This window comes from Alphaproteobacteria bacterium, from assembly GCA_024244705.1.
Lineage (GTDB): Bacteria > Pseudomonadota > Alphaproteobacteria > JAAEOK01 > JAAEOK01 > JAAEOK01.
The window spans coordinates 15,651-28,738 of sequence record JAAEOK010000032.1 but is presented as its reverse complement, the minus strand read 5'-3'; the positions used below and the strand labels follow the sequence as shown (position 1 = coordinate 28,738).

Annotated in this window: 12 protein-coding genes and 1 tRNA gene; 1 reads left to right on the top strand and 12 read right to left on the bottom strand. The window is 59.8% G+C overall.

Annotated elements, in window-relative coordinates; all coding sequences use genetic code 11:
* Window positions 1-118 precede the first annotated feature (118 nt).
* The 3 genes from mgtE to GY791_02790 form a co-directional block, all read right to left on the bottom strand.
* On the bottom strand, window positions 119-1,513 hold the full coding sequence (gene mgtE / locus GY791_02800; protein MCP4327351.1) for a magnesium transporter: 1,395 nt from the start codon (window positions 1,511-1,513) through the stop codon (window positions 119-121).
* Complete coding sequence (locus tag GY791_02795) at window positions 1,510-3,807, bottom strand: NADP-dependent malic enzyme (GenBank protein MCP4327350.1); 2,298 nt, start codon at window positions 3,805-3,807, stop codon at window positions 1,510-1,512. Before GY791_02795 ends, mgtE begins: the two co-directional genes overlap by 4 nt.
* 97 nt (window positions 3,808-3,904) lie before the next feature.
* Window positions 3,905-3,992, bottom strand: a tRNA-Leu gene (locus tag GY791_02790).
* Window positions 3,993-4,073: 81 nt separating this feature from the next.
* Here GY791_02790 and lipB point away from each other — a divergent pair.
* Entirely contained in the window at window positions 4,074-4,766 is a 693-nt protein-coding gene (lipB, locus tag GY791_02785) for a lipoyl(octanoyl) transferase LipB (protein ID MCP4327349.1), read from the top strand.
* 5 nt (window positions 4,767-4,771) lie between these two features.
* Here the strand turns inward: lipB and GY791_02780 are convergent, their stop codons facing one another.
* From GY791_02780 to GY791_02740, 9 genes are all read right to left on the bottom strand, one after another.
* Complete coding sequence (locus tag GY791_02780) at window positions 4,772-5,053, bottom strand: acylphosphatase (GenBank protein MCP4327348.1); 282 nt, start codon at window positions 5,051-5,053, stop codon at window positions 4,772-4,774.
* Complete coding sequence (locus tag GY791_02775) at window positions 5,050-7,035, bottom strand: acetyl/propionyl/methylcrotonyl-CoA carboxylase subunit alpha (protein MCP4327347.1); 1,986 nt, start codon at window positions 7,033-7,035, stop codon at window positions 5,050-5,052. Before GY791_02775 ends, GY791_02780 begins: the two co-directional genes overlap by 4 nt.
* A gap of 212 nt (window positions 7,036-7,247) precedes the next feature.
* The gene (locus GY791_02770; GenBank protein MCP4327346.1) at window positions 7,248-7,439 is read right to left on the bottom strand and encodes a 2TM domain-containing protein; all 192 of its coding nucleotides are present in this window, start codon (window positions 7,437-7,439) and stop codon (window positions 7,248-7,250) included.
* 18 nt (window positions 7,440-7,457) lie between these two features.
* Window positions 7,458-8,990: an acyl-CoA carboxylase subunit beta gene (locus tag GY791_02765; protein MCP4327345.1), complete on the bottom strand. Its 1,533-nt coding sequence runs from the start codon at window positions 8,988-8,990 to the stop codon at window positions 7,458-7,460.
* A gap of 91 nt (window positions 8,991-9,081) precedes the next feature.
* Window positions 9,082-9,780, bottom strand: coding sequence for an ATPase (locus GY791_02760; protein ID MCP4327344.1), 699 nt, complete (start codon window positions 9,778-9,780; stop codon window positions 9,082-9,084).
* Window positions 9,777-10,469, bottom strand: a complete 693-nt coding sequence (locus GY791_02755; GenBank protein ID MCP4327343.1) for an HAD-IA family hydrolase — start codon at window positions 10,467-10,469, stop codon at window positions 9,777-9,779. The genes GY791_02760 and GY791_02755 overlap by 4 nt, the downstream gene beginning before the upstream one ends.
* Window positions 10,466-11,413 carry an RluA family pseudouridine synthase gene (locus tag GY791_02750; protein MCP4327342.1) on the bottom strand — a complete coding sequence of 316 codons (948 nt, stop codon included), beginning with the start codon at window positions 11,411-11,413 and terminating at the stop codon, window positions 10,466-10,468. Before GY791_02750 ends, GY791_02755 begins: the two co-directional genes overlap by 4 nt.
* A complete protein-coding gene (gene crcB, locus GY791_02745) occupies window positions 11,410-11,790 on the bottom strand; it encodes a fluoride efflux transporter CrcB (protein MCP4327341.1) in 381 nt (126 codons plus the stop codon). The genes GY791_02750 and crcB overlap by 4 nt, the downstream gene beginning before the upstream one ends.
* A gap of 32 nt (window positions 11,791-11,822) precedes the next feature.
* Complete coding sequence (locus GY791_02740; GenBank protein MCP4327340.1) at window positions 11,823-13,055, bottom strand: replication-associated recombination protein A; 1,233 nt, start codon at window positions 13,053-13,055, stop codon at window positions 11,823-11,825.
* Between the last annotated feature and the right edge of the window lie 33 nt (window positions 13,056-13,088).

The following is a 13,088-nucleotide window of genomic DNA, read 5'->3' as shown; positions in this document are numbered from 1 at the left end:
GGACGGCACTGTATTTGCCCTTTACGTAAACGTAAACGATAACTTTGATTGTGTTGGGCGGCCGAGCAAACACCTCCGGACCCACGGTACGCACGGCGACCACCGCGATCGTCGCGATCTAGAGAAGGATCAGCGCGGCCAGTCCAAGAAAGGCCAGAAACCCCACGACATCGGTAACCGTCGTTACGAATACACCGGACGCAATCGCCGGATCGATGCCGACCCGCCCCAAAGCAAGGGGAACCATGGTTCCGGCGACCCCGGCAACGATCAAATTGATGATCATGGCAAGCGCGATCACCAGTCCCAGCGCGACGCTGTCGAACCAGAGCCCGGCGACGACAGCGATCAGCACGGCGAACAAAACGCCATTGATCATGCCGACCACAAACTCCTTGCCGATGAAGCCGAGTTGATTGAGCGGGGTCAGCTCCCGCATCGCCAGCGCCCGCACGGCGACCGTCAGAGTCTGGGTCCCGGCATTGCCCCCCATCGACGCGACGATCGGCATGAGCACCGCCAGCGCAACGATCTGCTCGATGGTGCCTTCGAAAAAGGCAATGACGACGGACGCCAAGATGGCCGTGAGCAAGTTGACGAAGAGCCAAGAAAACCGTGCCCGCGTGGTGTCGAGAACGGCACGGTACAGATCGATCCCCGTCACACCGCCCAAACGCAGGATATCTTCTTCCGCTTCCTCATCGATAACGTCGACAATGTCGTCGATCGTAATCGTTCCCACGAGGCGACCGGTCGTGTCGACGACCGGTGCCGAGATCAAGTCCAACTGCCGAAACAGGTAGGCAACCTCTTCCTGATCGAGTTCCGCCGGAATGGGTCGCAAATATTCGGTTTCCATGATCTCACTGACAATCACCGACCGTTTCGTCCGCAGGACCCTGTTCAGCGGCAATGTGCCGACCGGCTGCTCGTCCTTGTCGACCAGGAAGATATCGTAGAAATCATTCGGCAGGTCGTCGGTCTCGCGCATGTAATCGATGGTCTCGCCGACCGTCCAATAAGACGGAATCGCCACGACCTCCCGCTGCATCATGCGGCCGGCGCTGTCCTCCGGATAGCGCAGGTTGTCCTCGACGTAAGCCCGTTCCTCGGCGGGAATGGCATCGAGGACTTCGCGCTGTTCGTGTTCGTCGAGATCTTCGATCAGGTCGACGGCGTCGTCCGAATCGAGCGCGGTCAGGGCCTTGGCGAACTCTTCCTTGCCCAACGCCTCGATGGCTTGTTCACGAGTGTCTTCATCGAGTTCGGTCAGAAATTCCGGATCGAGGACATCGCCGGCAATTTCGATCAGCCTGCGGCGACTCTCGGTATCGAGTTCCTGAACGAGGTCGCCCGTCTGACTGTAGTGCAGTGGCGCAACGAGTTCCCGCAAGCGGCCGCCATCGTTCGCCTCGATCGCGGCCGACACCTCGTCGATGAATTCCTGTGTCAGGTCGTAGTCGACGTCCGGCCCGTCGTCGGCGTCCTGAATTTCGGCCGCTTCCTCGGTCACGAGGCATCCCTGTCGTTGTCGGCCCTGGTCCGGCTCTGCGCGTCGACTACGGTCATCGCGCCCATGTTGACAATTCCACGCACGGTCACCGACGGCGTCAAGATGTGCGCGGTCATGTCCGTTCCCAATAGAATTGGTCCAACCGATAGAGCGTCACCGATCGTCTTGAGCATGTTCAAGGCGATATTGGCCGCGTCCAGGTCGGGCATGACCAAGAGATTGGCCTGACCCTTCAATTGCGAATCGGGGAAAATGCGGTTGCGAATCTCTTCGTTCAAGGCCGCGTCCGCGTGCATTTCACCGTCGGCCTCAAGATCGGGCGCCCGCTCGGTGAGGATCTGCGCGGCCTCGCGGACTTTGCGAGCCGATTGCGTATCGCGGCTGCCAAAATTCGAGTGCGATACGAGGGCGATTTTTGGCACGATACCGAAACGCTCCATATGCCGAGCCGATAATATCGCCATTTCGGCGAGTTCCTCCGCCGACGGATCGGGGGTGACATAGGTGTCGCAAATGAAATAGGTGCCCTGCGGCAAGATGATCAGCGACAGGGCCGATAAATCGCGAATTCCCGGAGCTTTCCCGATGACATCAAGGACGTCGTCGAGGTGGTCCCGGTAACGTCCAATGGTGCCGCACAAGAACCCATCGGCCTCACCGCGCCTGACCATAAGGGCCGCGATTACCGTTGTATCGGTGCGCACCACGGTGCGCGCGAAATCGGGAGAAACGCCCTTGCGTGACATGATGCCGTGATAGAGCTGCGAATAATCGGCATACCTCGGATCGTCCTCGGGGTCGCAGAGACCGACGTCGCGATCGAGACGAAAACGCAACCCCAATTTCTTGATACGGCTTTTGACCACCGACCGTCGTCCGATCAGGATCGGCTTGGCTAGTCCCTCGTCGATCAGGACCTGCACCGCGTGAAGCACGCGGTCCTCCTCGCCCTCGGCGAAGGCGATCCGCTTGGGATCGGTCTTGGCGAGCTCGAAAACCGGTTTCATGACAAGCCCGGAGCGGAATACGAACTGGTTGAGGCGCTCTTCGTAGGCGTCGAAATCCTCGATCGGGCGGGTCGCGACGCCGGTTTCCATGGCCGCTTTCGCGACCGCCGGGGCGATATTGACGATGAGCCGGGGATCGAAAGGCCGCGGGATCAGGTAATCGGGACCGAACATCAAGCTCTGACCACCATAGGCGCGGGCGGCGACATCCGATGGCTCGGCGAGAGCGAGATCGGCCAAGGCGCGAACGCAGGCGAGTTTCATTTCTTCATTGATCGTCGTTGCACCGACATCCAGCGCACCGCGAAAGATGTAGGGAAAGCAAAGCACGTTGTTGACCTGGTTCGGATAGTCCGACCGTCCGGTGGCCATGATCGCGTCCTTGCGAACCTTGGCAACCTCCTCCGGGAGAATTTCCGGCACCGGATTGGCCAGCGCGAGGATGATAGGCCTTTTGGCCATGCGCTTGGCCTGGTCCGGTTTCAGGACGTTCGGGGCGGAAAGTCCGAGGAATATATCGGCGCCATCGATGATGTCGTCGAGCGTGCGGGCATCGGTTTTCTGGGCGTATTGAGATTTACGCGGGTCCATCAGAACTTTGCGGCCCTTGTAGACCACGCCTTCGACGTCGCTTACCCATATGTTTTCAAGCTTCACGCCTTGGAGCCGCAGGAGATCGAGGCAGGCAAGCGCCGCGGCACCGGCTCCCGAGACGACCAATTTGATCGATTCGATGGGCTTCTTGACCAGGCGAAGCGCATTCAAGATCGCCGCATTGACGATGATCGCCGTACCATGCTGATCATCGTGAAACACCGGAATTCCACAGCGTTCCTTGAGTCGTCCCTCGACCTCGAAACATTCCGGCGCCTTGATATCCTCGAGGTTAATTCCACCAAAGGTCGGTTCGAGGCTGGCGATTATGTCAACGAGCTTGTCGGGGTCGCGTTCATCGACCTCGATATCGAAGACATCGATGCCGGCGAATTTCTTGAATAGGACCGCCTTTCCCTCCATCACCGGCTTGGCCGCTAGGGCTCCAATTGCGCCAAGGCCGAGCACCGCCGTGCCATTCGAAATCACTGCGACCAGATTGCCGCGTGCCGTTAACGTCGCCGCTTCACTTGGATCCTCCGCAATAGCATCGCAGGCCGCGGCGACGCCAGGCGAGTATGCAAGTGCCAAATCGCGCTGATTGGCCAGCGGCTTGGTCGCCTGGATTGCAAGCTTTCCAGCGGGTGCAGCCCGATGGTATTGCAAAGCACTTTCGCGGAGTTCGTCGGCCATGGGTGCCCCCTGTGGGTTCATTTGAATCCGCAGGATACGCGGGCCCATTGCGGGAGACAACAAAGGCCCGCCGCGTCCGCGACGGGCCGTGAACCAATGGTGCGGTCGAGAAGACTCGAACTTCCACGGGGTATTACCCCACAGCGACCTCAACGCTGCGCGTCTACCAATTCCGCCACGACCGCTGAATTCCCGGGGGGAGATAGCAAATCAGTGCAATGTTATCAAGGGTTCACGGCGTATGGCCGAAACGCTAGGGTTGCGGCATGGCCGACATCGAATGGCAGACTAGCGACGGCTTGGTCGACTACGAGGCCGCCATCGCGGCAATGGAGCGGCGCGTCGCAGGAATCCGGGCGCACCAGGAATCGGAGTTGATCTGGCTTGTCGAACACCCCCCGCTCTATACCGCGGGCACAAGCGCACGAGATACCGACCTCTTGGATCCCGATCGTTTTCCGGTCTATCGCACCGGACGCGGTGGGCAGTACACCTATCACGGCCCCGGGCAACGGGTCGTCTATGTGATGCTCGACCTGACCCGCCGCGACAATGACGTTCGCTGTTTCGTCTACGACCTTGAAGAATGGATCATTCGAACGCTGGACAAGTTTAACCTGCGGGGAGAGCGGCGAGAGGGCCGTGTCGGCATCTGGATTTCACGTGGCGGCGGGCGCGAGGATAAGATCGCGGCGATCGGCGTTCGTATCCGTCGATGGGTCACCTTCCACGGTATTGCGATCAATGTTGAGCCCGATCTCAGTCATTTCGGAGGTATCGTCCCGTGCGGGATCGATACCGAGAGGTATGGCGTCACCTCGCTCATCGACCTCGGACTTCCGGTGACCATGGCGGATCTGGATGTGGCATTGATTTCGACCTACCACTCGGTCTTTGGTGAAATTGGGCCGGACGAAATTCAACCAACCCGGCGAGCGGTATCGGCGCCCGGTCGCTAGTGGCTTCATATTTCATGGAAATCTTCTTCGACCGGCGCCTTTGCCGACTCGACGCCAACCGAATCGACTCGAGCAAATCGCGGACCCTGGTGACAGGCCCTAGTCATGTCATCAACCTGCGGTACCGGGCCGGAAAACAGAGCTTCGACCGTCCCGTCGGGCAGATTTCGAACCCAGCCGAAGAGCCCCCTCGACCGCGCCTGCTCCACCGTCCAGCCGCGAAACCATACTCCTTGGACACGTCCGCGGATAAGAACACGGACGGACTTCGCCGGCACTGCATTCATTCGAACTCGACGATCGCTTGATCGACAGCCAGGCTTTCTCCCGGCGTGGCATGGAGTTCCTTGACCACGCCATCGCGCTCGGCGCGCAGCACGTTCTCCATCTTCATCGCCTCGACGATGGCCAGCTCCTCGCCGGCTTTGACATCCTGACCCACTTCCACGGCGACGGATATGAGCAGGCCAGGCATCGGCGATAGTAGATAGTTCGATAGGTCTGCCGCTTCTTTCACAGGCATGAATTGGGAAAGCTCGGCGACACGCGGGGTGACGACCCGGGCCTCTAGCGACGCGCCGTTCCCCGTCAGTCGGTGGCCAAGCCCGACCTTGTCGACTTGGAAGCAAACTTCGTGCGAATTCAGGAGCCCCCGAAAGAGCCGCAGGCCAGGTCGCCAGATTCCATCGACAGCATATTGTGTTCCGGCAATTTCGACATTGATAGCGTCGCCATTTCGATGTGTTCGGACCGGAAATTGCCGACCCAAAGCAATGACGACCCAATCTTCCGCGACTCGAACTTCCCGGCCATCGAGCTGCCCGCCCAGGTGGGTCGCGCGTTCGGTCTCCATGCGATGCAACGCGGCCAATACGGCGATGAAACGCTGCAGATCCTCCTCGCTCAATTCGACCGCGGCAAACCCATCGGGAAATTCGTCTGCGATGAAGTTGGTCGACAAGTCGCCCTGGACGAATCGCGGGTGGGCCATGAGTGCGCTCAAGAACGGAATATTGTGCGACACGCCACGGATATAAAACGCATCCAAGGCACCCCGCATCCGTTCGATAGCCTGCTCACGATCCACCCCGTGGGTAATGACCTTGGCGATCATCGGATCGTAGTACATGCTGATCTCACCACCTTCAAAGACCCCGGTGTCGACCCGTACGCCGTCCTCGCCGGCTGGCTCCCGATAATGAGTTAGGCGCCCAATGGAAGGCAGGAAATTTCGCAGCGGATCTTCAGCGTATACGCGGGTCTCGACGGCCCATCCCGAATAGGTCACCTCATTCTGCTGCAACTCCAGCTTTTCGCCCGCGGCGACCCGTATCATTTGCTCGACGAGATCGAGTCCGGTGATGAATTCGGTTACAGGATGCTCCACCTGCAGCCGCGTATTCATTTCCAAAAAGTAGAAGTTGCGATCGCGATCGACGATAAATTCCACCGTGCCGGCGGACTGATAGTCGACGGCGCGCGCCAGAGCGACGGCCTGCGCACCCATAGCTTCGCGGGTCGCCGAGTCCAAGAATGGCGACGGCGCCTCCTCGATGACTTTTTGATGGCGTCTTTGAATGGAACACTCACGCTCACCGAGATAAATGACGTTGCCGTGGGTGTCGGCGAGTATCTGAATCTCAATATGACGCGGTTCTTCGATGAATTTTTCGACGAATATGCGGTCGTCCGCAAAGCTTGACTTAGCCTCGCTCTGGGCCGAACGAAAGCCGTCGCGGGCCTGGTCGTCTGTGTATGCGACTCGCATGCCTTTACCCCCGCCCCCAGCGGAAGCCTTGATCATTACCGGATACCCGATGTCGCGTGCGACTTCGATTGCGGCATCCGCGTCTTCGATCAAACCGGCGTGACCCGGGACCGTATTGATGTTCGCGTCCAGGGCTAGCTTCTTCGATTCGATCTTGTCGCCCATCGCGGCGATCGCACCGACATTGGGACCGATGAAGACAATTCCGGCACCCTCGAGAGCTCTGGCAAATTCTTGGTTTTCAGATAGAAAACCGTATCCCGGATGGATCGCTTCTGCGCCCGTATCCCGTGCGGCTTGGACGATACGATCGATAACGAGATAGCTTTCGGCTGACGGAGCCGGCCCGATCAATACGGCTTCATCGGCCATCTGCACGTGCAACGCGTCGCGATCGGCCTCCGAGTAAACGGCCACGGTCGCAATTCCCAGCCGCCGCGCCGTAACCATGACCCGGCACGCGATTTCACCGCGGTTGGCGATCAAGATTTTTGAAAACATGCAACCGATCCCCTTCCGCCACTGGATGCCGTTGTCCCAAAAGTTTGCCTTCCCCGCCCACTCGTTTATCAGACCGGTTTTGGGCCGTCCACTGCCTAACCTTAACAACCCGCCAGGGGCGGCGTTGACGACCTAAGACGAACGGCGGATTCTTGAGTCCGCAATCAGCGTGTACCGCGTGATCCGAGCGATAGGGTCACATCGTGTCCAGGCTATTCCGAGCCGCCGAAAAGGTTCATCGCATAGGCACAATGGACGGCAAGCGGTGCCCCCCACGCAACAATCACGAATAGTGCCCATGACAACGTACCATCAAGGACCAGATTGATCAGGACCGCAAACACGGCAATGACTCCATATATGAGGAGATGCACCCGGAAACCTCGGATTCTCCGGTTTGCCATGCTCTTGATCGATCCTTTCTAGAGCGGAAGGTTGCTATGCTTTTTCCACGGATTTTCGAGCTGCTTGTCCCGCAGCATCGCCAATGCATTGGCAACCCGTCGCCGCGTATTGCGCGGCATTATGACGTCGTCAATGAAGCCGCGAGAACCGGCCACGAAGGGATTGGCGAATTTGCGCCGATATTCCTCGGTCCGTTCCGCGATCTTGGAGTCTTCTCCGATATCGGCACGAAAAATGATTTCGACCGCGCCTTTCGGGCCCATCACCGCGATCTCCGCACTCGGCCATGCATAGTTAACGTCGCCTCGCAAATGCTTGGAACTCATGACGTCATAAGCACCGCCATAGGCCTTGCGGGTAATCACGGTGACCTTGGGAACGGTCGCCTCGGCGTAGGCGAAGAGGAGTTTGGCGCCATGCTTGATGATCCCGCCGAACTCTTGCGCGGTCCCGGGCAGAAATCCCGGCACATCGACGAAGGTCAAGATGGGAATATTGAAACAATCGCAAAACCTGACGAACCGCGCTCCTTTGATCGCAGAGGCTATGTCAAGACATCCCGCTAGGACCATCGGCTGATTGGCCACGACACCAACCGTCGAGCCTTCAATGCGGCCGAATCCGGTAACGATGTTCTTGGCATAGTTCGGCTGGGTTTCGAAGAAGTCGTCCTCATCGACGACCTTTTCGATCAACTCCTTCATGTCGTATGGCTTGTTCGGGTCGGGAGGAATAAGGGTATCGAGCGAGATTTCCGCGCGATCAATCGGGTCATCGCACATCCGTTCGGGCGGGGCTTCGCGATTCGATGCGGGAAGGAAGTCCATGAATCGGCGCAGCTCCAATAACGCCTCGATGTCGTTTTCCAAGGCCAGATCGGCGACACCCGATTTGGAGGTATGGGTTATCGCACCGCCAAGTTCTTCATGCGTCACATTTTCGTGGGTCACGGTTTTTACGACGTCGGGCCCGGTCACGAACATGTAGGACGAATCCTTGACCATGAAGATGAAGTCCGTCATCGCCGGCGAGTATACGGCCCCGCCCGCGCATGGCCCCATGATCAGCGAAATCTGCGGCACGACGCCTGAGGCGAGCACGTTCCGCTGAAATACCTCCGCATAACCGGCCAGGGATGCAACCCCCTCTTGAATACGGGCACCGCCCGAATCGTTGATGCCGATAACCGGGGCCCCCACCTTCATCGCCTGGTCCATGATCTTGCAAATCTTCTCGGCGTGGGTCTCCGAAAGCGACCCGCCGAAGACGGTAAAATCCTGGCTGAATACGAACACCATGCGCCCGTTTATGGTGCCCCAACCGGTAACCACACCGTCACCGGGCACCGTCTGATCCGCCATGCCGAAATCGGTACAGCGGTGCGTCACGAACATGTCGTATTCCTCGAAGCTATCAAAATCCAAGAGCAGTTCGATGCGCTCCCGCGCGGTCAACCTGCCCTTGCCATGCTGAGCGGCGATGCGTTTCTCGCCACCACCGGCACGGGCGCCCTTCCTCATTACTTCCAACTGATGGATGATTTCCTGCATATCTCTCCCCCGGCTAGCGGTTGCTACCGTCGATTATAAGCCCACACCGCCGCACCTTGTTAGAGCGAAAGGCGCGTAGCGGCAAATTCCGTTAGCCGCTGGTACAGAGCTCGAGAAATCGCGCGGCGGTGCCAAGGTCGGCCCGAATGCTCGCCCGGCGCTCCGCGGCCTCGTCGTCAACGCCCCATTTCTCGATCTGAAAATTTTCGTCGAGTTGCGCGGCTTCCCAGGCGGTTTCCGCATCAATTCTGCGGTCACGCAGCGCCAGCGCGATGACAACGGAGCCGCAGGCTTTGGTGGCCGCGTTCAACCCGGCAACGATGAACGGATCGGTCGTGGCTATGGCTTTGCGCAACGCGGCCAGCGATTGCTCGGGTTGCGGCACAGGGGTCACGCCGGTGGTCGGCAGGAAACGGACACCATGGTTCTGGCCGATCCAATCCAACAAGGGCTGCCACTGATGGTGCTGCCGATCGACCAGGTCCGCCGGGCTATCGGCGCGATAGCAGGTCAGGTCGGTATGGCCATAATCGATAATATCGTCGATCGCCGAATCCAGTCGGGGTGATACGTCATCGATCGCGATGCCCGCCAACCGCATCAGCGGCATGAGATAGAAGTCGATTTCCTCGTCTTGACAGCGCCATTCGTCGGCGATCGCTTCGGCGAGGGCGCGACTGGGAACAACAAATCGGTTTCGAGCCGGGCTTTGGATCGTTCGGCCGTCGAGTGCGACGGCGAACACACCGTCGTCTTCGGCCACGGTGGCGGTCTTGTAGAAACGCCTCAACCGTTCGCACCCCTATCGTTGAAAAGCCGGCCCACGGCCGGAACGATTTCGTCGAAACGATAGGCAATTTGGTCGGCGCCGCATCGATGCAGCCCGGCTACCGCGTGATAGCCCCAGTCGACACCGATGGCGCCGGCACCCGCGGCCTTGGCCATCTCCATATCGAAGGAGGTGTCACCGACCATGATGGTGTCGCTTGGTGAAACGCCCGCCTCTGCCATTGCCCGGTTGAGCATATCGGGATGCGGCTTTCCGGGACCGAAATCGCTGGTCTGGAGGGTGGCGAAATGATGACCTAACCCATGCCGGTCGAGCACGTCGTCAAGCCCACGTCGTCCTTTGCCTGTTGCGATCCCCAGCAAGAAGCCTGCCAAATTCAATTCTTCAAGACACTCGACCGCACCCGGATAAAGCGATTCTCCGTCGCCGCCCCCCGCAATCAGGTCGGAAAAGACTCGCTTGTAGCCGGCGGTCAACTCGTCCCAATGTTGCTCGGTCAGGCCGGGGAATACATTTGCTACCGCCTGACGCAGCGGCAATCCGATGACATTGCGCACGGATTCCCGATTTGGCGACGCGACGCCGACGCCTTGCGCGGCGCCGGTCATCGCCTGTTGGATCATGGCGAGACTGTCGACAAGCGTGCCGTCGAGATCGAACACCACCAATTTGAGCTCTGTCGCGGTCAAGTCTCGAACCCCAAAGCCTGCCAACTCGTAACCATGTGCGCCGGCAGCGGCGCGGTTATTTTCAGACGCCCGCCCGCCGGGTGCGGTATTTCGATCGCACGCGCATGCAAATGCAGCTTCGGTCCGATATCGTCGCGTTCGGGCACCGCACGGGAACCGCCATATTTTCGGTCGCCGACAATCGGGGTTCCGCATTGCAGGGCGTGAACCCTAAGTTGGTGTGTACGGCCAGTAATTGGCATCATCTCCAGCCACGCAAATCCATCTGCCGTATCCACCACCCGGTATCGCGTTTGTGCGTGCCGCCCGTGCTCCACGACCGCCATGAGTTCGCGGCCCGCACCGCCCCCTTTCGCGAGGGCCGATTCGACAATGCCCGTCTGAGGCTCCGGAACACCGACCACCAACGCCCAATAAGACTTGCGCGCGGACTTGTCGCGAAACGCCTCCGCCAAGCCGGCGGCGGCGTTTGCGGATCGCGCCAGCAAAAGGACGCCGCTCGTATCCTTGTCCAATCGGTGGACCAATCGAGGGCGCACGTCCTTATCGTACTTCAAGCCATTCAGAAGCGCATCGAGATGGCGAAGGGTCGCGGTCCCTCCCTGAACCGCGAGACCGGAGGGCTTGTTGAGTGCGATGACATGATCGTCGCGGTGCAAGACCAGGCCTTGAACGAAGGCCTTGTCGATGTCGGAAAGATGGCGTCGATCATCGGCTGGCGACGATCCGGGCGCCGCGGCGGCGCGTGGCGGAATACGAACCGCATCCTCGGCAGTGAGCCGATGGCCGGATTTGACCCGCCGGCCGTTGACCCGAACCTGGCCGGTCCGCAGCAGACGCTCCAATTCCCCGTGCTTCAGGTTCGGGAAATGGCGCCGAAACCAGCGATCGAGCCGCAAATCCGTCTCATCCGATGCGACCCGAATTGTTCGAACGCCCGTCACCCGACCAGCCACCGGACGATACGCATCGCGCCGACGAATGCGATGACCCCAAAGACGACCGATACCGCGATGTACAATCCCGCCTGCGCCATGTCGTGGCGCCCGGCCAGCGCCACCACGTCCATGGAAAACGTCGAGAATGTCGTAAACGCGCCCAACACGCCGACGACCAGGAAGGCACGAAGCTCCGGCGTGAGCGAAATAACCAGCGCGGAAAGTTCAACCAGCGCACCGAGAACAAAAGAGCCCAAGATGTTGACCGCAATCGTCCCGAGCGGGAAATGAGTCGTGGTCATCATGCCTACGCCGATCATGACCGCGTATCGGGCAAGCGCGCCCACCGCCCCGCCGGCCGCGACGGCAAGTACCATTTTCATGGCTCCACCTTTCCCTCCGCCATCATGCCCGATTACTGCTGCTCGACGAGTTGTTGACGCAATTTCTCCCAATATGTCAGGCGCTTGCGGATTTCACGTTCGAATCCTCGGTCCGCGGGTGCGTAGTAACTTTGGCGCGGCAGATCATCGGGGAAGTAGTTCTGACCGGAAAACCCCTCGGCCGTGTCGTGATCGTAACGATAGCCGGCACCGTAGCCGATATCCTTCATCAGCCGTGTCGGCGCATTGAGGATATGTTTGGGCGGCATCAGCGAACCCGTCTCCGTGGCCGCGTTCCTTGCCTCGCCGAATGCGCGATAGGCCGCATTGGATTTCGGCGCGGTTCCGAGATAGATGACAAGCTGGGCCAGTGCCAGGTCGCCCTCGGGTGAGCCCAACCTTTCATAGGCTTGCCAAGCCGCGATAGCCTGATTGAGGGCATTCGGGTCGGCCAAACCGATATCTTCGATGGCGAACCGGGTCAGCCGCCGTGCGATGTAGCGCGGATCCTCCCCGCCAACCAACATCCGCGCCAGCCAATACAGCGCCGCATCAGTGTCGGAGCCGCGCAAAGACTTATGCAATGCGCTAATCAGATTGTAGTGGCCCTCCTGGCTCTTGTCGTAGAGCGGTGCGCGCTGCTGGACGACCTGTACGAGATCGTTGACCTCCAAGGGCTCATCGGAACCAAGGGCGAAAAGCTCCTCGGCCAGGTTGAGCAGGTACCGGCCATCGCCGTCGGCCATCGCACGAAGCGCCGCGCGCGCGTCTGGAGAAAGCGGCAGCACTCGGCATTCGGCATTTTCGGCACGCGCCAGCAAGAGTTCCAGCGCCGCATCATCGAGCCGGTTCAAGATCAGAACCTGGCACCGGGACAACAATGCGCCGTTCAGCTCAAATGACGGGTTCTCGGTCGTCGCGCCGACCAACGTTACCGTGCCGTCCTCGACATAGGGGAGAAACCCATCTTGCTGAGCGCGGTTGAATCGATGGACCTCGTCAATGAACAGGAGCGTGCCTCGACCCTCCTCGCGCCGACGGCGGGCCGCATCGAAAATCTTTCGCAGATCCGCCACGCCGGAGAAAACCGCCGACAACGAGACGAACTCGAGCGCTGTTGCGTCGGCCAGAAGACGGGCGATTGTCGTTTTCCCGGTTCCGGGCGGCCCCCATAGAATGATCGACGAGAGACGCCCCGATTCGAGTATGCGGCCAATCGGGCCGGCGGTGCCGATTAGGTGGGCTTGCCCGACGACATCGCCCATCTCCGTCGGCCTGACCCGGTCCGCCAACGGCCG

Bases quoted from the DNA above. Each gene is read 5' to 3' on its own strand.
- lipB (MCP4327349.1), top strand. From the start codon at position 4,074: ATGGCCGACATCGAATGGCAGACTAGCGACGGCTTGGTCGACTACGAG.
- GY791_02770 (MCP4327346.1), bottom strand. From the start codon at position 7,439: ATGGCAAACCGGAGAATCCGAGGTTTCCGGGTGCATCTCCTCATATAT.
- crcB (MCP4327341.1), bottom strand. From the start codon at position 11,790: ATGAAAATGGTACTTGCCGTCGCGGCCGGCGGGGCGGTGGGCGCGCTT.
- GY791_02740 (MCP4327340.1), bottom strand. From the start codon at position 13,055: ATGGGCGATGTCGTCGGGCAAGCCCACCTAATCGGCACCGCCGGCCCG.
- GY791_02780 (MCP4327348.1), bottom strand. From the start codon at position 5,053: ATGAATGCAGTGCCGGCGAAGTCCGTCCGTGTTCTTATCCGCGGACGT.
- GY791_02765 (MCP4327345.1), bottom strand. From the start codon at position 8,990: ATGCAGGAAATCATCCATCAGTTGGAAGTAATGAGGAAGGGCGCCCGT.
- GY791_02775 (MCP4327347.1), bottom strand. From the start codon at position 7,035: ATGTTTTCAAAAATCTTGATCGCCAACCGCGGTGAAATCGCGTGCCGG.
- GY791_02795 (MCP4327350.1), bottom strand. From the start codon at position 3,807: ATGGCCGACGAACTCCGCGAAAGTGCTTTGCAATACCATCGGGCTGCA.